Origin of the sequence: Morganella sp. GD04133, assembly GCF_029835375.1 — a bacterium.
Lineage (GTDB): Bacteria > Pseudomonadota > Gammaproteobacteria > Enterobacterales > Enterobacteriaceae > Morganella > Morganella morganii_B.
In genome coordinates, this window is the sequence record NZ_JAODZS010000021.1 from 46,993 (window position 1) to 68,562 (window position 21,570).

Annotated in this window: 20 protein-coding genes; 8 read left to right on the forward strand and 12 right to left on the reverse strand. The window is 53.2% G+C overall.

Annotation, left to right across the window (positions count from 1 at the left end; translation table 11 throughout):
* Positions 1-1,077, forward strand: coding sequence for a class II fructose-bisphosphate aldolase (gene fbaA, locus N7387_RS11840; protein WP_025153957.1), 1,077 nt, complete (start codon positions 1-3; stop codon positions 1,075-1,077).
* Between the two features lie 53 nt (positions 1,078-1,130).
* Here fbaA and N7387_RS11845 read toward each other — a convergent pair whose 3' ends face one another.
* The 6 genes from N7387_RS11845 to N7387_RS11870 form a co-directional block, all read right to left on the reverse strand.
* Positions 1,131-1,613 (reverse strand): tellurium resistance protein TerW, encoded by a 483-nt coding sequence (locus N7387_RS11845; RefSeq protein WP_279799139.1) that lies wholly within the window; start codon positions 1,611-1,613, stop codon positions 1,131-1,133.
* Between the two features lie 163 nt (positions 1,614-1,776).
* The gene (locus N7387_RS11850; RefSeq protein ID WP_279799140.1) at positions 1,777-2,724 is read right to left on the reverse strand and encodes an HpcH/HpaI aldolase/citrate lyase family protein; all 948 of its coding nucleotides are present in this window, start codon (positions 2,722-2,724) and stop codon (positions 1,777-1,779) included.
* Entirely contained in the window at positions 2,721-3,800 is a 1,080-nt protein-coding gene (locus N7387_RS11855; RefSeq protein ID WP_279799142.1) for a cysteine protease StiP family protein, read from the reverse strand. The genes N7387_RS11850 and N7387_RS11855 overlap by 4 nt, the downstream gene beginning before the upstream one ends.
* Positions 3,793-4,578 (reverse strand): hypothetical protein, encoded by a 786-nt coding sequence (locus N7387_RS11860; protein WP_279799144.1) that lies wholly within the window; start codon positions 4,576-4,578, stop codon positions 3,793-3,795. The genes N7387_RS11855 and N7387_RS11860 overlap by 8 nt, the downstream gene beginning before the upstream one ends.
* Positions 4,568-5,710 carry a phosphoribosyltransferase domain-containing protein gene (locus tag N7387_RS11865; protein WP_279799146.1) on the reverse strand — a complete coding sequence of 381 codons (1,143 nt, stop codon included), beginning with the start codon at positions 5,708-5,710 and terminating at the stop codon, positions 4,568-4,570. Before N7387_RS11865 ends, N7387_RS11860 begins: the two co-directional genes overlap by 11 nt.
* Before the next feature lie 7 nt (positions 5,711-5,717).
* The gene (locus N7387_RS11870) at positions 5,718-6,776 is read right to left on the reverse strand and encodes an ATP-grasp domain-containing protein (RefSeq protein WP_279799148.1); all 1,059 of its coding nucleotides are present in this window, start codon (positions 6,774-6,776) and stop codon (positions 5,718-5,720) included.
* A 294-nt stretch (positions 6,777-7,070) separates the two neighbouring features.
* Between N7387_RS11870 and N7387_RS11875 the strand changes: the two genes are divergently transcribed.
* The 6 genes from N7387_RS11875 to N7387_RS11900 all read left to right on the forward strand — a co-directional run bounded on the left by N7387_RS11875 (position 7,071) and on the right by N7387_RS11900 (position 11,605).
* The gene (locus tag N7387_RS11875; RefSeq protein ID WP_262861561.1) at positions 7,071-7,658 is read left to right on the forward strand and encodes a TerD family protein; all 588 of its coding nucleotides are present in this window, start codon (positions 7,071-7,073) and stop codon (positions 7,656-7,658) included.
* Positions 7,658-8,815: a TerD family protein gene (locus tag N7387_RS11880; protein ID WP_262862558.1), complete on the forward strand. Its 1,158-nt coding sequence runs from the start codon at positions 7,658-7,660 to the stop codon at positions 8,813-8,815. Before N7387_RS11875 ends, N7387_RS11880 begins: the two co-directional genes overlap by 1 nt.
* Before the next feature lie 19 nt (positions 8,816-8,834).
* Complete coding sequence (locus N7387_RS11885) at positions 8,835-9,290, forward strand: tellurite resistance TerB family protein (RefSeq protein ID WP_025153947.1); 456 nt, start codon at positions 8,835-8,837, stop codon at positions 9,288-9,290.
* 22 nt (positions 9,291-9,312) lie between these two features.
* Positions 9,313-10,347, forward strand: coding sequence for a TerC/Alx family metal homeostasis membrane protein (locus N7387_RS11890; protein WP_072871906.1), 1,035 nt, complete (start codon positions 9,313-9,315; stop codon positions 10,345-10,347).
* Between the two features lie 42 nt (positions 10,348-10,389).
* Complete coding sequence (locus tag N7387_RS11895; RefSeq protein WP_004238854.1) at positions 10,390-10,968, forward strand: TerD family protein; 579 nt, start codon at positions 10,390-10,392, stop codon at positions 10,966-10,968.
* A gap of 61 nt (positions 10,969-11,029) precedes the next feature.
* The gene (locus N7387_RS11900) at positions 11,030-11,605 is read left to right on the forward strand and encodes a TerD family protein (protein WP_262861559.1); all 576 of its coding nucleotides are present in this window, start codon (positions 11,030-11,032) and stop codon (positions 11,603-11,605) included.
* Positions 11,606-11,688: 83 nt separating this feature from the next.
* Here N7387_RS11900 and ggt read toward each other — a convergent pair whose 3' ends face one another.
* The 4 genes from ggt to N7387_RS11920 form a co-directional block, all read right to left on the reverse strand.
* Entirely contained in the window at positions 11,689-13,452 is a 1,764-nt protein-coding gene (gene ggt, locus N7387_RS11905) for a gamma-glutamyltransferase (RefSeq protein WP_279799154.1), read from the reverse strand.
* Positions 13,453-13,696: 244 nt separating this feature from the next.
* Entirely contained in the window at positions 13,697-15,166 is a 1,470-nt protein-coding gene (dtpB, locus tag N7387_RS11910; RefSeq protein WP_279799156.1) for a dipeptide/tripeptide permease DtpB, read from the reverse strand.
* 409 nt (positions 15,167-15,575) lie between these two features.
* Complete coding sequence (gene hpaC, locus N7387_RS11915) at positions 15,576-16,100, reverse strand: 4-hydroxyphenylacetate 3-monooxygenase, reductase component (RefSeq protein ID WP_279799158.1); 525 nt, start codon at positions 16,098-16,100, stop codon at positions 15,576-15,578.
* Positions 16,101-16,247: 147 nt separating this feature from the next.
* A complete protein-coding gene (locus tag N7387_RS11920) occupies positions 16,248-17,720 on the reverse strand; it encodes an NAD-dependent succinate-semialdehyde dehydrogenase (RefSeq protein WP_279799160.1) in 1,473 nt (490 codons plus the stop codon).
* A gap of 238 nt (positions 17,721-17,958) precedes the next feature.
* On the opposite strand from N7387_RS11920, the gene hpaR reads away from it, so the two are divergent.
* Positions 17,959-18,390: a homoprotocatechuate degradation operon regulator HpaR gene (gene hpaR, locus N7387_RS11925; protein WP_032097842.1), complete on the forward strand. Its 432-nt coding sequence runs from the start codon at positions 17,959-17,961 to the stop codon at positions 18,388-18,390.
* A 42-nt stretch (positions 18,391-18,432) separates the two neighbouring features.
* Here hpaR and betT read toward each other — a convergent pair whose 3' ends face one another.
* Positions 18,433-20,433: a choline BCCT transporter BetT gene (gene betT, locus N7387_RS11930; protein ID WP_262861556.1), complete on the reverse strand. Its 2,001-nt coding sequence runs from the start codon at positions 20,431-20,433 to the stop codon at positions 18,433-18,435.
* Positions 20,434-20,862: 429 nt separating this feature from the next.
* The gene (locus tag N7387_RS11935; RefSeq protein WP_279799162.1) at positions 20,863-21,372 is read right to left on the reverse strand and encodes a hypothetical protein; all 510 of its coding nucleotides are present in this window, start codon (positions 21,370-21,372) and stop codon (positions 20,863-20,865) included.
* Positions 21,373-21,570 lie beyond the last annotated feature (198 nt).

Sequence of the window (21,570 nt, forward strand, 5' to 3'; positions counted from 1 at the left end):
ATGTCTAAAGTTTTTGATTTTGTAAAACCCGGTGTCGTCACTGGCGATGATGTTCAGAAAATCTTTGCGGTAGCCAAAGAGAATAATTTTGCACTGCCAGCGGTAAACTGCGTCGGGACAGACTCGATCAACGCCGTATTGGAAGCGGCGGCCAAAGTCCGTGCGCCTGTTATTGTTCAGTTCTCAAACGGCGGTGCCGCATTTATCGCCGGTAAAGGTTTTAAAGGCGAAGGTCAGCAGTCTGCGGTTCTGGGTGCAATCTCCGGTGCGCATCATGTGCATCAGATGGCGGAATATTACGGCGTGCCGGTCATTCTGCACACTGACCACTGTGCGAAGAAATTACTGCCGTGGTTAGACGGCCTGCTGGATGCCGGTGAAAAACACTTTGCCGCAACCGGTAAACCCCTGTTCTCTTCTCACATGATCGACCTGTCAGAAGAGTCACTGGAAGAAAATATTGAGATTTGCAGCAAGTACCTGACCCGTATGGCGAAAATCGGTATGACCCTGGAAATCGAACTGGGCTGCACCGGTGGTGAGGAAGACGGCGTGGATAACTCCCACCTCGATAACTCCGCTCTGTACACCCAGCCGGAAGACGTGGCGTACGCTTATGAAAAACTGAATGCCATCAGCCCGCGTTTCACTATCGCTGCATCATTCGGTAACGTACACGGCGTTTACAAGCCGGGTAACGTGCAGTTAACACCAAAAATTCTGCGTAACTCCCAGGACTATGTTTCTGAGAAATATAACCTGCCGCACAACAGCCTGAATTTCGTTTTCCACGGCGGTTCCGGCTCCACTGCAGAAGAAATTAAAGAAGCAGTGGGTTACGGTGTGGTGAAAATGAATATCGACACCGATACTCAGTGGGCAACCTGGGAAGGTATCCTGCACTACTACCAGAAAAATGAAGGTTATCTGCAGGGTCAGCTGGGCAACCCGGAAGGCGAAGACAAGCCGAACAAAAAATACTATGACCCGCGTGCATGGTTACGTGCCGGTCAGCAGACAATGATCGAACGTCTGGAAAAAGCATTCAAAGAGCTGAACTGCGTTAACGTTCTGTAATTTGTTGCGTGAATAATAAAATCGCCCGGTATTTTACCGGGCTTTTTTACGGATTATTTTTTCTGCTGACTTTCATTGCGCCGGATTATCGATTCAATTAGCTCATCGATATGAAGATTGACCAGCATCTCTACCGCATCACTGCGGTTTTTACCGGACAGCATGGATAAATGCGCTATCTTCCGGACGGTTGTGCCGGTCAGTGACAGCGATACCGCTTTCTTCTTCTCTTTATCCAGTGACACTTTCCCGCGGTAATACACCGATTTCTGCCCGTTGTGGCTCTCCAGCTCTTCACTCATCTTTTTCAGTGTTTTGCGATCCAGTGTGCCCGGATCGGTCATTTCATAGGTGTGTGAGGCTTTGCGGTAGCGAATTTCTGCTGTCCACGTATCACGTAACTCTTTGAATGTGCGGGTCAGCGTTGCCTCTGAGCAGCGGAGTGTCGCCAGGATTTCATCTGACGGAACCGGTTTTCCGGCCCCGAGCAGGGTTGCCAGGGTGAATAAACGAACCTGTCGTGTGCTTAATTGCATAGTCTGGGGACACCTGTATAAAAACAAAGAGACCGGGCTGCTGTTATGCCGGAAACGGCTGTTCCGCATAACAGTTCTATTTAATCAGCTGGTCAGGATATATCAAGGTATTCAGATATAATAGTGCAGGATATTCAGTTTGATGATATTTCTGTCCTCAGTTTCAGCCATTTTGTGTTTTAAACGGCTGTTCGTCCGTTTTTCGCTGTGCGATCCCGTACACCCGGGCACGGGCCAGAATGGCAGATGCCCAGCGGCGGTGTGTCGCCGGTTCACACATGGCTCCCTGTGATTTGAATACCGCCTGTGTGGAGTTGAGGATCCGCAGTGCATCCGCGTGCTCATCGGCGGAGACCCGCAGTGCCTGCTCAATCACTGCCACCTGATTCGGGTGGATCGCCGTTTTACCCACCAGTCCGTGAGCGATATCCAGCGCCAGTTCCCGCGTCATGACATCGTGATCATCAATATGCTCGCAGACCGGAGCGGTCATGGCAAAATCGTGCGGCGCAAACACAGAGACCAGCATTTTAATCACATAACCCATCGGGCCGTCATACAGGGTGAGATGGCGCGGACGGCGCAGGGAAATCACATTCATCAGGTCATTGCCGCCGATACGCAACGCAATGATTTTGTCATGACAGGGATGGGATTTGAGCACCTGCGCCAGCTCCCGCATCTGCACTACATCACAGACTTCTTCTGTTTCCAGCGTCGGCATCATACACAGCGGGGTATCCTGTACCACCTGCCACCAGACCGGCAGCGTTTTCTGTGTGAATTTCGGCAGTACCAGCCCGTCAACGGCACTGAGATCGCAGTGCCCGCGCAGCCACAATCCCATTTCCGGATGACGCGGGCGGATAAAGACCAGCGGCCAGTTCTGGTTACCGGCACGCTGTTTTTCCGCCGTCAGCGCGGTCAGAATATCCTGTAAGTTATTCAGCGCCTGTGGGATATCCGCCTCACTGACCGCATCTTCCAGACAAATAATCAGTGAACGCAGCCCGCTGATTTTGTTACTGATAATCGCATCCGTGATATCGGTGCGGGTGGCGGGCATATAGAGTGAGGCCCCTAAATTCCACGGGGAGAGACGTCGGGTCATGGTGATACCTTCCTGATAATAGTGACGGCGCGGTACTGCCCGAGGGCGTCGCCGGCTTCCGTGATAGTGATCCCTTTCTGACGGGCGAGATAAAGCAGTAATTCCACATCCGGCTCTGTGCAGTCGCGCACAAAGACGTGATCCGGCACCCGGCGCAGGACGGCACGGGTGGCTTCGGCAATGCCGGGTTTGATTCTGTTCAGATCGGTGACACTGCAGCGTTCAGCCAGTGCAGTGATCACTGCGCGGCTTTTTTCGCGCAGTGCGGTTTTGGTGTCCGGGTCGGGAAATGCGGCGGCAGGAACAGCCGTATACTGAGGGCGTAAAGCCGCAACGGTATCGGTAAGTGTCCGGCTGCACTCATAAGGTTGTAAGTGCTCACAATGCACGCAGCCGTGCGGGCCGGTATCTGACCAGACAGAGCGGGAGATAAGCCCGGAAACCGGGGCTCCCATAATCCCGGAGGGGATCAGCCAGTCATCATCCGCAGCGGAGAGCCAGGCGCATCCGGCAGGATCGGCCAAAACCACCAGACGCGGATCGGCCGGGTAGCCGGGTCTGTCTTTCAGAGAGCGGATCAGTTCACCGGTGATAGCGCCTTTGCCTGTCCAGCCATCAACAAAGACAATACCGGTGGTGCCGTGATGGTGTTCGATCCACTCCAGCGCCGCCGTATCAATACCACGATCGCGGATGATACTGATGCCGTAGTGGTGTGAAATTTTTCCCGCATCACGCAGTGTCTGATGCAGCATCACGCCTAACGGCACACCGGCGCGGACCAGGCTGACCAGCACAACCGGCTGATCCGCAAAATAGTCACCCAGTGTACGGGCGAGGGCGTTCACATCCCGCGCCAGACGCGGAGCGCCTTTTTTCAGTGCGCGGTTAAACAGATCAAGATGCCAGTCCGTGGGGGCGGGCTCCTGGCTGAGCATATCAGAATAGTGCTTCTGTCCGGACTGGATAAGCTGCTCTTTCACATCCACCGGGGTCATATCAATGGTAACCGGCCGGAGCAGAAACTGCACATCATCCGGCAGATAACTGCCTGAGAACGGGGGAAAATTATACATCGGATACCTCACTGAAAATCCGGGCGGCGACCGCCTCCGCAAACTGACTGCGGGACGGCATCCCGAACCAGGTGCAGTGTTTCATAAAGCGGTAATCACTCAGACTGTCGCCGAGGCCGATAACCGGAAAAGTGCCGCGCTCTGCCCGTAATAACGCCAGCAGGTGCGTAACAGCATGGCCTTTTTCCACCGGGTCCGGCAGCCAGGCGATATTGTTGCCGTTGCGGTGGATGTAAAACCCGTCCGCCGGAAACTGTTGTTCAATCTCTGCGGCAACCGCATACAGTTCCGCTGTGCGGGTACTGTCAGTGTGCTTCATCACCAGATAGACCGGCACATCATCGTACTCATAATTAATACGCGCCCATGCCTCAATACCGCGCTCCGCCATCAGGTCAGTACAAAACTGCTGAAGTGACAGCAGCCGTTCACGGTAAGGGGCGAGGGCGGCCAGCATCTCAGACTGCCAGACCGGCTCCGGTGAGCCGTCCGGTTGCAGGATCACCGCGCCGTGTGTGGTGATCGCATAAGAACGGAACGGGATAGTGACGCGGCGGAGTTCTTCCGTACCGCGTGCCGTGACCGGAATGAGGTCGGCATGCGCCAGCAGCCAGTCTGTCAGCATGGCCTGTTCTTCCGTCATAAAACTGCGCGGTTGTAATGTGCGATCAACGGCACCGGCGCAGAACGGCGTAAGTGCCTGCTCCTGCGTCATTTTGCGCTTTGTCTGGAACAGGGTGTCATCCAGATCGCTCAGGATCACCGGTTTAGTCGTCATAAATCACCTCCGTCAGCGGCGCGCAGCGGGCCAGTGCCTGTAATAACTGCGGATCAAACGCCGCCGGATCCGTTTCTGTACACAGCAGAATGCGGTCAAATGACTGATGTGCCACATTGTAGAGATAATTGGGGATCCCCAGTCCGTAGTTATCCGTGAAGGAAATAACGGATTCAATGGCACCGCCGGGGGCTATCGGGGAGCGGGTCAGGGCACTGAATTTTACATCTGCCCCGGCCTCTGCCAGCCGTTCCGCCAGCAGGAACGGTTCCCGGACAAATTCCCCGGAACCGAGCACCAGGATCCGCTCACCGGGTGCTGCCGTCACCGTACTGCCAAAATCGGTGTGCGGATCATGCAGACCGAGCCGTACCCGTGTCTGCGGACGGCGGATTGGCACGGTTCCCGCCGCGCTGACATTCACATCCGGCATCTCCGGCAGGGGCGCATCCGGATCCGCTTCCCAGCGCCAGCTGCCGTTGATCAGAGAGACATGCCGCAATGGCAGCCCGTGCTGAACGGCGGCAGGAGCTTCACGCCAGTCAGTCAGTGTGACAGTCACAACCTGTTGTAAATCAGGCAGCTGTCCGCTTTCATACAGTGCGGTCAGCAGATTGGTAAACGTATTGCCGGTGGTGGCTTCGTCATCAGCCAGCACCAGGGTTTTTGCCTGTTGCAGCCGGGTTTTCAGATGCGGATCAACCGGAAAATAGAGCAGGTGATCGGTGGCGTGGCTGTGATTCTCTTTAAATTCACACAGCAGTTCGCCGTCCGCCGGGTGGCGGGTGGAAGAAAGATACAAAGATTCCGGATACTGACGGCGGATTTCGCTGTATACCCCCGCTCCCAGCCCGACAGCGGTTTCCGCCATACCGATAACCAGCAGCGGCTGCGGCAGATCCTGCGGAAACTGCTCACTGAGGCGGCGGTAAACACCGCGCATGATTTCCGGTTCGACCGGGATATGGCGGCCAAGCACCTTGCTGACAAACAGAAATGCCCGTTTCGGGTTACGCCGCTCCGCGATTGCGAACAACGCATCCAGCGTTTCCGGGGTGGCATCGCTGCGGACTTCCAGCGTGCCGGTTGTCAGTGTGAACCGGTGGTAACCGGGACGGGTAAAACCGGGCATAGTGACCTCAGTGTATTGCATTGTTCAGGGCAGACGGGTAGCTGACGGCTTCGGTCAGCGGGCGGACAATTGCCGGACGAAATGCAGTGCGGTCATAGTCTCTGACCTCATCCGCACTAAGCAGCCCGATACTGTGCAGGGCAAACAGACCCGGCAGATTCACCCCGCTCAGCGCGGTATAACCGATACCGCCGGACGGCCGCATATTGATTTCCAGCAGCAGCGGCTGCCCGTGATGGTCATGGCGGGTTTGCACATTCACCAGTCCGTCCGCCTTCATTACCCGCGCACAGGCGCAGGCCAGTTCAAATGCGGCACCGTCATGCTCAAGGTATTGCAGGGAACCCTCTTTGCGCCGCGCAACAGCAGCCAGCACGTCACCGTTATCAGCCAGAATATCCACGGAATACTCCGGGCCGGGCAAATAAGGCATCAGTACCTGCGGGGCGCATTTATCAGCACTGTCAAGGGCGGACAAATACTGTTGCGGTGTGGTGATCCGCCGTTCGGGGTTTGTGAACATGGCCATTGGTGGCGCGTTGTCATCAAACTGCCAGAAACCGGCACCGTAAATGCCCTGAACCGGTTTAATGCACAGCGGCAGACCCGGAAACGGGGAATGCGTGAGTGCATCACGCAATTGCGCCGCAGAGGTAACCGGTACAGAAGGCACAACCGGCAGGCCGTGTGATGCCATCTCAGCAGCAAAGCGGACTTTATCATCCGCCACGGCGTGATCAGACAGAGAGGCGACACCGGTTATCAGCCGGGTGCCGGAAGCCGTGATAGTGTTTCTGTGCGTTTCAAACCACGGGGTATTCCGCCCGGCATGGATTGCCTGAATACCGTATTTCTCCGTAACAGACAGGATAAACCCCAGCCGATCGTTATCGTCAGCCGGTTCAGTCAGGGAAAAATCCGCCTCTGACAGGATCTCGTGACGGGGCTGCCGGTGAGAGGCAAAAATCGTGAGATCAACCTGTAATGTCTGCGCGAACAGCCTGATATTCCGGATCAGATCACGCTGGGAAGAGAGCCCTTCCGTCAGCCAGATCGCATGCGCCATTATTGTTTATTCCTGTTCTGTTTTATCCGATAGATTAGTAGCGAGTTTATTTAGGATTAATAAACATGTCAATCATATTATGATTATGTTTAAATTGACAATATGCTGACAAAATCTGACATTGTCTATAATTTTCAATATCATTATTTTCATATTAACTATATGTTTATATTGCATTATTAATTTAGTGTGAAATATATCTTGCCAAAGAACTCCGTCATGATATGATTTTTTAAAATTCATTATCACCAGTATCTGTTGCCGGGTTTTATCTCCCGTTTAAGGAATGAAAATATGGTTTCATTGACGAAGAATCAGACGGTATCTCTCAGCAAGGCATCTGCTGCATTAAATCAGCTGCATTTCGGTCTCGGCTGGGATCCTGTTCAGAAAAAGAAAGGTTTTCTCGGTTCGCTGTTCGGCGGCGGTAACGATTCCATTGATCTGGATGCCAGCTGTATCCTGCTGGATAAAAACGGTCGTATTCTCGACACCATCTGGTTCCGTAAACTGAAATCAGATTGTCAATCCGTGATCCACGAAGGGGATAACCTGACCGGCGAAGGTGACGGTGATGATGAAGTGATCCGTGTGGATCTGAACCGTCTGCCGCAGAATACCGAATATCTGGCCTTTACGGTGAACAGCTTCCGTGGTCAGACATTTAACGATGTGGAAAATGCCTTCTGCCGTGTGCTGGATCAGAGTGGTAAAGAGCTGGTGCGTTATCAGCTGAATGAACAGGGCTCACACACCGGTATCGTGATCGCCTCCCTGTGCCGCAGCGGCGGTGAGTGGAACTTTACCGCACACGGTGCTGCATGCCGTGGCCGCACGATTGACGACATGTCTGCTGACATCGTCAGTACGGTGGTGCGCTGATGAACATGACGCCCGGGGCGAATGCGCCTGTACCGCTGAAAACACTGCGGGTGACGGTGCTGTCCGGTGCGGCGGCGGATGCCTCTGCGTTCCGTCTGTATGCTGACGGCAAAGTGCAGGGCGATCCGGACATGGTCTTCTACGGCCAGCCGCAGAATGATGACAACACTATCAGCTGGCAGCAGAACGGCAATAATACCGTCTTTACGGTGGATGTCAGCCGTCTGCGTCAGGATGTGCAGAAAGTCGCGTTTGTGGTTACCTGTGACGGCGGACAGACTGTTGCCGGTCTGCGCAGCCTGGAAGTTCAGGTTGAGGCAGATCACGAAAAACGGCTCAGCGGCATTGTGGATACCGCCGGTCGTCAGGAAGCGGCACTGATCCTCGGTGAACTGTACCGCCGTAATAATGAGTGGAAATTCCGTTTTGTTGCCCAGGGTTTTAACGGCGGACTGAAACCGCTGGCGGAACACTTCGGGGTGGATGTGGCGGCAGAGTCCGCACCGGCACCGGCCCCCAAGCCGGCAGAAAGCAAAATCAGTTTAAGCAAGATATCGCTGAGCAAAGAAAAGCCGTCAATCAGTCTGAGCAAGCGGGATAATTTCGGTGAAATCCGCATTAATCTGAACTGGCACCGGGATGCTCAGAACAGCCGTTCCGGGGGCTTTCTCAGTAATGTGTTCGGTGGCGGTAACAAAGGGATTGACCTGGATCTGGGCGCATTTGTTGAATTACAAAACGGTCAGAAATCGGTGATTCAGGCGCTGGGTAATGCGTTTGGCGATTACCGGCGCGAACCGTTTATTCAGTTGCAGGGCGATGATCGCACCGGCGCGGTTTCAGAAGGTGAGTGGCTGCATATCAACGGCGGCGAGTGGAAACATATCCGTCAGATCCTCATCTACGCCTTTATTTATCAGGGCGTACCGAGCTGGGACAAAACCGATGGCGTGGTGACGGTCTTTGTACCGGAGCAGCCGCCGGTGGAAACCCGGCTGACAGAAGGGGACGACCGCCGCACCATGTGCGCGATTGCCCGGCTGGTCAATGAGAACGGGGCGATAACAGTCGAACGTCTTAACCGTTTCTTTAAAAATCAAAGCGATATGGATGAAGCATTCGGGTGGGGTTTCCGCTGGAAAGCCGGTTCGAAATAATTTAAGTGAGGATACAGCAATGAGTATACTTAACCGGGTCAAAAATGCGTTTAATTCAGGCCGTGAAGAGCTGACAAAACAGGTCAGCCGTTTCAGAAACCGTAAGTTTATGGAAGGCACAATCGCTGTCTGTGCCCGTATCGCGGTTTCCAGTGACGGGGTCAGCGCGGAAGAAAAACAGAAAATGATCGGTTTTCTGAAATCCTCTGAAGAGCTGAAAGTCTTTGAGACCGAAGAAGTGATTACATTTTTCAACAAACTGGTCACCAGTTTCGATTTCGACATGGAAATCGGCAAAGGTGAAACCATGAAATATATCCTGGCGCTGAAGGATCAGCCGGAAGCAGCGCAGTTAGCGGTGCGTGTCGGGATTGCAGTCGCGAAGAGTGACGGTAACTTCGATCAGGATGAGCAGAAAGCAGTAAAAGAGATCGCCGCTGCCCTGGGGTTTGACCCGGCAGAATTCGGTCTCTGATTTTTATACCTAAGGGTTAATTATGGAATCAACACATATCGGTTTTCCGATGGAAACAGTCACCGTTTTCGTCGTCCTCGCAATCGGTGCGATTTTTATTGATTTGTTTATGCACCGGGGCGATAAGCCGGTTTCACTGAAAAATGCGGCAATCTGGTCTGTTTTCTGGGTTGCTGTGGCAATGGGTTTTGCCGGATTTCTCTATATCCACCACGGTTCAGAGGTTGCGAGCCTGTTCGTCACCGGTTATGCGCTTGAGAAAGTGCTGTCGGTCGATAACCTGTTCGTGATGATGGCGATTTTCTCCTGGTTCTCGGTTCCGGATCGTTTCCGTCACCGTGTGCTGTACTGGGGGATTATCGGAGCTATCGTTTTCCGCGGGATTTTCGTGGCGATAGGGACCGGTCTGCTGAGCCTGGGGCCGTATGTGGAAGTCATTTTCGCCCTGATCGTTGCATGGACCGCTGTCATGATGCTGCGGAACCGCGAAGAGCAGGATGAAATAGAAGATTACTCACAGCACATTGCTTACCGGATGGTGAAAAAACTGTTCCCGATCTGGCCGAAGCTGAGCGGACACGCTTTCCTGCTGACGCAGAAAGAAGTGGATGCCGAACTGGCAAAACCGGAGAACAAAGACGTCACTATCGGGCGCGGTAAAAAAGCCGCTCTGTATGCCACGCCGCTGATGCTGTGTGTGGCGGTGGTGGAACTGTCCGATGTGATGTTTGCGTTTGACTCCGTACCGGCGATTATCGCGGTGAGCCGTGAGCCGCTGATTGTTTACAGCGCCATGATGTTCGCGATCCTCGGCCTGCGTACCCTGTATTTTGTCCTGGAAGCACTGAAGCAGTATCTGGTTCACCTGGAAAAAGCGGTTATTGCGCTGCTGTTCTTTATCGCGGTGAAACTGGGTCTGAATGCGACAGACAGCCTCTGGGGTCACGGATTACATATTTCGGCCACCAGCAGCCTGTTCGTGGTGCTCGGGGTTCTGGCACTGGGTATTATCGCCAGCTTTGTTTTTCCGGAAAAAACGGAAAGTGCGGATAAGTAATTATCCGCCACCCGTCACTGATTTAACTAAGGAGTAAGTGAAATGAGCGTTTCTCTTTCTAAAGGTGGTAACGTGTCGCTGAGCAAAACAGCCCCTTCAATGAAAAACGTCCTGATTGGCTTAGGCTGGGATGTTCGTTCCACAGATGGTCAGGATTTTGACCTTGATGCCTCTGCCTTTCTGCTGACCGCCGCCGGTAAAGTGCGTGGTGATGCAGACTTTATTTTCTATAACAACCTGCGTTCATCTGACGGTTCAGTCACCCATACCGGCGACAACCGCACCGGCCAGGGCGATGGTGATGATGAATCCCTGATCATCAAACTGGATATGATTCCGGCGGAGATCGACAAAATTGTCTTTGTGGTCACTATCCATGACGCGCAGACCCGCCGTCAGAGCTTCGGCCAGGTATCCGGTGCCTTTATCCGCCTGGTCAATGATGACACCAATACTGAAATCGCCCGTTATGATCTGACCGAAGATGCCTCTACCGAAACCGCGATGCTGTTTGGTGAACTCTACCGTCACGGTGCTGAGTGGAAATTCCGTGCTGTCGGCCAGGGCTATGCCGGTGGTCTGTCATCGGTCTGTGCGCAGTACGGTATCAACGCATCCTGATTATTTTTTTTCAGCGGGCTGATAACCAGCCCTCTTTATAATCCGCAGCAGGAGTCCGAAAATGGCAGTTTCTCTTACAAAAGGTGGTAACGTCTCCCTGACCAAAGAAGCCCCGTCAATGAGCGTGGCAATGGTTGGTCTGGGCTGGGATGCACGTGTGACGGATGGTCAGGATTTTGACCTCGACGCATCGGTATTTATGGTGGGTGACGACGGAAAAGTATTATCCGACAGCCATTTCATCTTCTTTAATAACAAAACCAGCCCGTGCGGCGCGGTGGAACACCAGGGCGACAACCGTACCGGTGAAGGCGACGGTGATGATGAGCAGGTGAAAATCAGCCTGAACACCCTTCCGGCGGATGTGAAAAAACTGGTTTTCTCCGTCACGATTTATGATGCGGAAGCTCGTAAACAGAACTTCGGTATGGTCAGCAACAGCTTCATCCGTATCTGTAACAATGATAACGGCAGTGAAATTGCCCGTTTCGACCTGTCTGAAGATGCATCAACAGAAACCGCGATGGTCTTCGGTGAATTATACCGTCACGGCGCAGAGTGGAAATTCAAAGCCGTCGGCCAGGGCTTTGCCGGTGGTCTGTCTGCATTAGCGTCTCAGCACGGTGTTAATATTTAATTATTGATATCAGCGGGTTGCCATAAAAAATGCCCTGTCCGTGACGGACAGGGCATGCTGCGTTTACAAATCCGGCCGGGAGATTATTCGACTCCTGCTGCCTCCCCGGCCGGGCGGCGCACATCGTTAGCACCATACAGATAACCTTCCCGCACCTTACCGGACACGGCGGCATCATTGCCGGAAGAGTCCGCACTGACCCCGGCGGCACCCGGTAACCCCACCATAATCAGCTCGGCGGCACCCCACGGTGTCTGCTCAACCATCTTATAACCCATTTTATCCAGCAGATTCAGTGAGTCTTTTGATACACCACGCTGCTCGTAATACACCCCATCCGGCAGCCACTGATGGTGGATACGCGGCGCATTCACGGCTTCCTGCGGTGCCATGCCGTGATCGATAATATTCAGCGCGGTCTGCAGGGTGATAGAGATGATCCGTGAGCCGCCCGGCGAGCCGAGCACCAGGAAAATCTTACCGTCTTTGGTAACAATGGTCGGGCTCATGGAAGAAAGCGGACGTTTGCCCGGGGCAATCGCGTTGCGCTCACCCTGAACCAGGCCGTACATATTCTTCTCGCCGATTTTGGTGGTGAAATCATCCATTTCATCATTGAGGAAGAAACCGGTGCCCGGCGGGATCACCACCGCACCGAAACGGCCGTTGATGGTATAGGTGGTGGAAACCGCATTGCCTTTGTTATCCACCACGGAATAGTGTGTGGTTTCCGGTTTTTCATGCGGACCGGTACCCGGCTGCACCTGAGTTGACGGTGTGGCTTTGCCCGGAATGATTTCTTTGCGCAGCTCTTCCGCATAGGCTTTGCTGGTCAGCTTTTCGGTCGGATTTTTCACAAACGCCGGGTCACCGAGGAAGGTGTTGCGATCCATATAAGAATGGCGCATCGCCTCTGTCAGAGTGTGGATATAATCCGCCGAGTTAAAGCCCATTGCCTTCAGATCATAACCTTCCAGAATATTCAGGGTCTGGCAGATAGTCACGCCACCGGAGCTCGGCGGCGGGGCGGATATAAACTCATAACCGCGATAGGTACAGGTGACCGGTGCGACCTCAGAAATGGTGTAATCCGCGAAATCCTTGGCTGTCAGCTTACCGCCGCCTGCCTGAGCGGCTTTTTCCACGATTTGCGGGATGTCACCTTCATAAAAGGCGGAAGGGCCTTCTTTGGCGATACGCTCCAGGGTATTGGCCAGATCGGTCTGAATCAGGCGGTCGCCGGGCTGAAATGCGGAGCCGTCAGGTTTAAGGAAAATCCGCGCAGCTTCCGGATCCTGCTTAAAGCGGGCGGTGGTGGTGTCCAGCACATCGGTATCCGCGCGGGTCAGAATAAAACCGTCACGCGCCAGTTTTATCGCCGGTGCCATCACCTGTTCCCGCGTCATGGTGCCGTATTTTTCCAGGGCATAATCCAGCCCTTTTACCGTTCCCGGCACCCCGGCGGCGAGGTAGCCGTACAGGCTGGCATCTTTGATCAGATTACCGTCTTTATCGAGATACATATCCGCAGAGGCAGATGCCGGGGCAGTCTCACGGAAATTGATGAAAATATTTTTACCGTCTGCCAGATGCAGGGTCATAAAACCGCCACCGCCGATATTACCGCAGCAGGGATTCACCACCGCCTGGGCGTAGCCGACAGCCACCGCCGCATCCACCGCGTTACCGCCGGATTTCAGAATATCAGCCCCGGCCTGTGATGCCAGATGCTGGGAAGAGACCACCATCCCGTTGCGGGCTTCAGCGGCGGGTTCGGAAGCAGCATACAATTGCGGGGAAAGCAGCAGAGAGAGCAAAAGAACAGGTGTTCGCCATGGGGTTATCATTATTATCTCCGTTGATCGTGCAGGGTTTTGTATGATGAAGTGATTGACTATTTGTTAATTAATAGTTAATTAACGTATAGCAGGGATACCAATATTTGAGAAATGGCGTGCGGGAAAATGTGAAACCGGGCAGAAAAGCAGAGCGGGGAGGTAATAAAAAACCCGGATAGCCCGGGTTATGCACAACAGCGTGTCATTACGCAAACGAGACGGTAAACCGGTGCCGCAGCACCGGTTAACACAATCAGGCTGTTTTTTCTTCTTTCATGATTTTGTTCAGTTTCGGTACGATAGCCCACATAATCAGGCCGGCAACTGCCGTTGCAATACCGATTTTACCAAACACATCAGTGTAGATACCGAGAGTCTGAAGCGGATCAGTCACGCCTTCCGGCGGGGCGGTAAAGGTCGCCACGTAACCGCCCAGCAGTGTTGCCATTGCCTGAGTCAGGAACCACATCCCGAGAATAAAGCCCATCAGGTACTGCGGAACGAACGCAGCCACCATTGCCAGACCCAGCGCACTGATCATCAGTTCACCGACGGCCTGGAAGAAGTAAACCAGAACGATAAACCACGGTGAGGTCAGACCGGAGGCATCCGCAAACCACATACCGGAAGCGGCAGCGGTCAGGAAACCGGCAGAGCAGCAGAACATACCGATGGTGAATTTACCCGGCATGGAGAAATCTTTGCCGCGAGCACCCATTTTACTGTAGAAGTAAGCCAGAACCGGGCTCAGCACGATGATCCAGAACGGGTTCAGTGCCTGGAAGCTGACCGGATGCACATCGATACCCATAATGGTGTGATGCACGTTATAGATAGCGAAGAAGTTCAGTGAGGTCGGCATCTGTGCGTACAGCACGTAGAAGATAACGGCTTCCAGCATCAGAACAAACGCCACATACATCTTGTTCCGCTCAACACCTTTCAGTTTGAACGCTTCGCGGAAGAAGAAAAAGATAACCACGGCGGTAACGGCGAGTAACACATAGTTGGCAATGATAACGTTATGCAGTAACCATGCGCACAGGAAGACGGTTGCCACACTACCGGCGAGAACCACCAGCAGGCTGCCGAATTTCATTGGTTTGTGATCCGGCTCGGAACCGATATTGCTCACCATTTTCTGGCAGAAAAGGAAGACCGCCAGGGCGATCAGCAGGCCGATACCACAGATATTATAGGTGACGGTATAGCTGTATTTGTCCGCGATAACCGGTGCCAGTGACAGGGAAATCAGGGAGCCGATGTTGATCGACATATAGAACAGGGTAAATGCCCCGTCCAGACGCGGGTCTTTCGGCGGATAGCATTTTGCCAGCAGGCTGGCTGGGTTGGCTTTGAATAAGCCGTTACCGACAGCAATGGTACCCAGTGCGTAGAAGATCAGATCCGGGTGCATGATAGACAGGCCGGTCATAAAATAACCGACAGCCATCACGATGGCCCCTAAGATGATGGTCCGTTTGGTCCCGAGGACGTGGTCACCGACGTAACCACCGATAGAGATCAGACCGTATACCAGCGCGGCGAATGCCCCGAAGGTGATGAATGCCTGTTCCTGACTGAATCCCAGTTTCTGAACGAAGTAGACGGCCAGGATGCCTTGCACACCGTAATAGCCGAAGCGTTCCCACAGCTCCACGATAAAAATCATGAAGAATGGCTTGGGTTGGTTAAACAAACCAACCTGCGCGGGTTTACTCATGGTTTAATGCCTCTTATTAATAATTATTCATCACGCAAAAGCCTTCCCAGCATCGCGGAGGCAAAGCTAAAAGATAAACTCTTGCGTAAGGTTGAGTGTTTGCGTATTTGTCAGGGTATTTGCCAAAGGGCTCAGACTAATATATTGCCTGCTGAGCATCTCAAAGGCAGATCACACTTACTGCAATAATTAATATCATAATTGAAATAAAATTCATTAGATTGACATCAATAATTAGTCTGCAATGGTTTTATTGATGGTGATTTAAGCGGATTGGCGGTTATTTATTCTGTTGTCAGGAGGGAGGCGGAATTAAATATGACAAACTGTAACAGGTATTTTTTTTATGGATAACAATTCATTAACGCAATGTGTGTTAACGAATTGTTATGCTAAGAATGAAAGCGGATCAGGCAACAGCAGCAGCGGGGATATCACCGGTTTCGACAGTACGGAAATTGCGGCGGAAGTAAATCAGACCATGTCCTTCGTCGCGGACATCGATATTGCGGATCTCCGCCATAAAGATATTGTGTGTGCCGATTTCCTGCACCTGAGTGACCACACCTTCCAGACAGGCCAGAGAGCCATGCAGACAAGGTTGTCCCAGCGCTCCCGGCTGCCAGTGATCACCGGCAAAACGTGCATCCATACTCAGGCCGGTCATCCCGGCAAAATCACACGCCAGTGCCTGATGTTCATGGGTGAGCACATTGACACACAAACGTCCGTTGGTTCTGAACACCTCACTGAGCGCACTGCTGCGGTTGATGCACACCAGCAGGGTCGGCGGTGTATCCGTGACAGAGCAGACCGCAGTGGCGGTCAGCCCGCCGCGCCCGGCGTCGCCGTCGGTGGTGACGATATTGACGGCAGCGGAGAGTGTCGCCATTGCGTCGCGGAACAACAGACGCTGTGAATTATCCAAAGACATACCAACTCCCGGTGGGATAAAAAATGTGACGCAATTGTTGCTTATTTGCGAATGATATGCAGTCTAATCATAGCCGGGGAAAAATACAAGGGAGAGTCAGAAAATGCGGCTGCCGGAAGGACAGCCGCAGGCGGTGGTCAGCGGGGATTAACGGATCCCGCCGAAGCAGAGGTATTTGATTTCCAGATAGTCATCAATACCGTGGCGGGAGCCTTCACGACCGAGGCCGGATTGCTTGATACCGCCGAACGGTGCCACTTCCGTGGAAATAATCCCTTCATTAATACCGACCATCCCGGCTTCCAGGGCTTCCGCCACGCGGTAGGCCCGGCCGATATCGCGGGAGTAGAAATAAGCGGCGAGACCGAACTCACTGTTGTTTGCCGCGCGTATGGCCTCTTCTTCTTCCCGGAACCGTACCAGCGGTGCCAGCGGGCCGAAAGTCTCCTCGCGGGTTACCAGCATGTCCGATGTGACACCGGTCAGTACAGTCGGCTCAAAAAATAATCCGCCCTGTGCCGCCGGTTTACCACCGCTGAGAACCGTTGCGCCTTTGCTGACCGCATCCGCGATATGCTCACTGACTTTGCGGATAGCAGCCTCATTAATCAGCGGCCCCTGTTGTGCTTTTTCGTCGGTGTACGGCGCGACATGCAGGGCACTGACAGCTTCCGCCAGTTTCGCGGCAAAGGCATCATACACACCGTCCTGCACATAGAGACGGTTGGCACAGACACAGGTTTGTCCGCTGTTACGGAATTTGGCGGCCATGGCACCGGCAACCGCCGCATCCAAATCGGCATCATCAAATACAATAAACGGTGCGTTACCGCCCAGTTCGAGAGACAGTTTTTTAACGGTCTCCGCACTTTGTGCCATCAGCAGCTTGCCGACACGGGTGGAGCCGGTAAAGGATATTTTGCGCACGACCGGGCTGGTGGTCAGTTCGCCGCCGATAGCCGCCGCATCAAGGCCGGTGACAACATTAAACACCCCGGCCGGTATACCGGCCTGTTCACCGAGTGCAGCCAGCGCCAGGGCGGAAAGCGGGGTTTCCGCTGCCGGTTTCAGCACCATGGTACAGCCTGCCGCCAGTGCCGGAGCGGCTTTGCGGGTGATCATGGCATTCGGGAAGTTCCACGGCGTGATAGCACCGACCACCCCGATCGGCTGGCGGATAGTGGCGATCCGCTGTCCGCTCTGTGTCGCCGGAATGGTTTCGCCGTACACGCGCTTGCCTTCTTCGGCAAACCATTCGATAAAGCTTGCACCGTAGGCGATTTCCCCGCGTGATTCCGCCAGCGGTTTGCCCTGCTCCAGGCTCAGGAGTTGTGCCAGTTCCTCCTGATTCTCCATAACAAGATCAAACCAGCGGCGCAGGATCTGCGCACGGGCTTTGGCGGTCAGGGCGCGCCAGCCCGGCAGAGCATTTTCGGCTGCGGCAATGGCAAGCCGGGTTTCGTGTGCGCCGAGGTCGCTGACGCGGGTGATCAGCCCGCCGGTGGCCGGGTTGGTCACATCAAACGTGGCCTTATCCTGTGCATCGGTCCACTGGCCATTGATATAGCCGCCGGTGCGCAGCAGGGAAAAGGAAGGATCGGTTAACGATGAGGTGAACATAGAGAGCTCCGTTGCGTTTTCTCAAAAAAGTGATGAGGGCACTGAGATATCAGCAGAAGACCATTGATTTATTGTTAATATAGCGTTAATAAAAGGAGAGTCCTTTGGGTCTTTATGACTGATATGCTTTTTATTCTAACAGAGGATGTCTGATTGCGCATTTTCCCGATAAAATGGCGCCTTTTTTTGATAACGTCGATGTTTATGATGTGAGTACATCGCGGAGAAATTACCCATTATGCATGAATCATTACTTATCGCCCTTTTGCAGGCCCGTGAAGTGGTCCTCGGCTACTTTCGCCCGACCCTGAAAGCACACCAGCTGACAGAGCAGCAGTGGCGGATTATCCGCATACTGGCTAAGACCCCGTCACTCGATTTTCATCTCCTGGCACAGAAAAGCTGTATTCTGCGTCCCAGCCTGACCGGCATTCTGACACGGATGGAAAAAGCGGGCATTATTCATCGTCTCAAGCCCCTCAGTGATCAGCGCAAACTCTATCTTTCCCTGACTGACGAAGGCACGGCACTGTATCACCGTGTGCAGGCGGAAGTGGAGACCGGCTATCAGGCGCTGGAATTACAGTTTACGCCGGAGAAGGTGCGCCAGCTCTATGCGTTGCTGGATGACCTGGTGGCACTGCCGCAGCGCGACAACGAAGAAGAATAAAAAAATGCCGCTCAGATGAGCGGCGTTTTTACAGTGACAGACTTACTTCTTGCCGAGCAGATGCAGGAAGTGAATATGTTTTTCATACTGGTCAAGGATGTCATGAATAATCTGCTCCTTGTTCCAGCCCATAATGTCATAATCCTGTCCGCCCTCTTTCAGATGGATTTCCGCGCGGTAATAGCGGTGCTCCTCATCTTTTTCCTCGTCGGTCATCCCGGAAAGGGCAAAGGACGGCTGATTGTAATAGCGCAGGCGGGTTTCATAGATAAAGTTCATATCATCCCCCAGATCGACCTCAAAGGTGATCCGGTCATCACGGCTGCGGTCGATACGGCTCGGGGTGCTCTGTTTTTCCAGCTCCTGTGACACCATCTCCATCGCCTCTGACACCACTTCATCAATAAAGCGTTTGACCAGCGAACGTTTCGGAAAATACCCGATATTACGCAGGCGTCGCTGCCACGGGATCGGATTGCGGCTGGCGGTCGGTGCAATGGTCGCCAGCTGCTGGCTGTCGCGTTTGTGCACATCAATTCGCAGGGCTTTGATCAGTCCGTAAATCGAGAACAGCAGCACAACCGCAAACGGCAGGGCACTGGCGATAGTCACCGTCTGCAGGGCGGATAATCCGCCGGCCAGCAGCAGCGTGATCGCTACCACGCCCATCAATCCGGCCCAGAAGATCCGCTGCCAGACAGGCGTATGGGCATCCCCGCCGGAGGCCAGTGTGTCCACGACCATCGCGCCGGAGTCAGCAGAAGTGACGAAGAAGACAATCACCATCAGCATGGCAAAGAAAGAGAGCACTGTGGAGAACGGGAAATACTCAAGGAACTGGAACAGCGCCAGTGACACATCCTCTTTCACCACCGTGGCGAGTGCGGTGGCACCCTGATTTTTGATCAGATCAATAGCGGTGTTACCGAAGAAGGTCATCCACAGCAGGGTAAAGCCCGCCGGGACAAACAACACGCCGAAAACAAACTCACGGATGGTGCGCCCGCGTGAAATTCGCGCGATAAACATCCCGACAAACGGTGACCACGACAGCCACCAGCCCCAGTAAAGCAGGGTCCAGCCGCCCAGCCAGTCATCTGACTTCGGCTCATAGGCAAAGAGATTAAAAGTATTACTGACGATTTCAGAAAGATAACCGCCGGTGTTCTCAACAAAAGATTTCAGCAGCAGCACGGTCGGGCCTAACACACCAACCATAATCAGCAGCAGAACCGCCAGACCGAGGTTGAGCTCTGACAGAAAACGGATACCTTTATCCAGACCCGACACCACTGACAATGTTGCCAGTGAGGTGATGACCACAATCAGCACCACCTGAACGGTTTCTGTCTGCGGCAGGCCGAACAGATGATTCAGTCCGGCATTCACCTGTAACACACCGAAGCCGAGAGAGGTCGCGACCCCGAATACCGTACCGACCACGGCGAAAATATCCACCGCATGACCGGCTGCGCCGTAAATACGGTCACCGATAATCGGGTAGAGTGCGGAACGCAGTGTCAGCGGCAGGCCGTGGCGGTAGCTGAAAAATGCAAGGATCAGCGCCACAACCGCGTAAATAGCCCAGGCGTGTAACCCCCAGTGGAAGAAGGTCAGGCGCATGGCCTCTTTTGCCGCTTCAACCGTTTCCGGTGTACCGACAGGCGGGGAAAGATAGTGCATCACCGGTTCGGCGACACCAAAGAACATCAGCCCGATCCCCATACCGGCGGAGAACAGCATGGCGAACCAGGAAATATAGCTGTACGCCGGACGGGCGTGGTCAGGGCCGAGTTTAATATCACCGAAACGGGACAGCCCCATAAAGGTGACGCTCAGTAAAATCAGGGCGACGGCGAGAATATAGAACCAGCTGGCATTTTTAAACAGGCTGGTCTGAAGGGCTTTAAGGTGTATGTCCGCCGTCTGGGGAAACAGGGCGGCAAAGCCGACAATCAGAAGAATAACCAGGGCCGAAATATAAAAAACCGGCGGATTAATCTTCATTTTTTTTGCGGATTGTTCAGTGTCCTGATGACTCATGAATTATTCCTTTTATCAGTTGCAGATAACGCCGGCAGTAAAAAGGGGAGAACTGCATCAAAGCGTCAGATTTTCCTTCTGAAAACGGTACGCGGCTGCGTAGCGGCAAATAGAAACCCCGGCAAAATAGTGTCAGCGGGAGATCAGAAAAAACGGAGATGAATACAGGCTAAACCTGCGGGAAAAATGCGGTGATATCAGATTTTATTACCCCGGTTGGTGAAAAAAAGAGGATTATAGTGCCAAAAATGTCACTCTGCGGCAAGTCGCGGGGTATTTTTGCGGGAAAGAGAGATATTTTTCGCTGTGAATTTTATTTACGGGAACCGGCAAACTACCTGAAATAACACAATAAAAAAGCCGGAAACCATCATTGTTTCCGGCTGGCGGCTGTTTTACGGATTGGTACGGGATATTACCTGTTCCGGTTTACTGAGCATCCGCAGATTTTCCGCTGACATCCTGTTTCAGCTCATCAATTTTTTTATCAGCAGCGGCTTTGGCGTCATCCGCTTTTTGTTTCAGCTCTGCGGCTTTTTCTTCCGCGGCTTTTTTGGCGTCTTCACCTTTATCTTTGGCGTCAGCCAGCAGGGCATCGGCTTCTTTTTTCAGTTCATCCGCTTTGGCATCGGCACTGTCACGGATTTCTGCCGCTTTCTCTTTCGCGTCAGCCATCACCGCACCGGCTTTTTCTTTGGCATCACCGGCGGCGTCAGTGGCATCCTGTTGCAGTTCAGCGGCTTTCTGCTCAGTTTTATCCGCTGCGTCTTTGGCATCCTGCTTTATTTCATCCGCTTTCTGCTCTGCTGCGTCTTTAATCTGCGCGGCACCTTCCTGTGCTTTCTGCGCGGCAGGATCTGTTTTGCTGCTGTCGTCACAGCCGGTGGCCAGTGCGAATACCCCTGCAAGGATGAGTGAACTTAATAATGCTTTCTTCATGATTAACTCCTCTTCAGCAATACTGAGTAAAATAACCGGATAACATCGTGTCCGTGATTATTGATTATATAATAAAATCAGGCAGTCTGCTGATAGATATAATTTTCTGTCAGGGTTATCCCTTTCAGCATAGAATAATGAAGCGCCGGTTGTATAGCACCGGGGGGAAATTTATCAGTAACGTCCTAAAATAATATC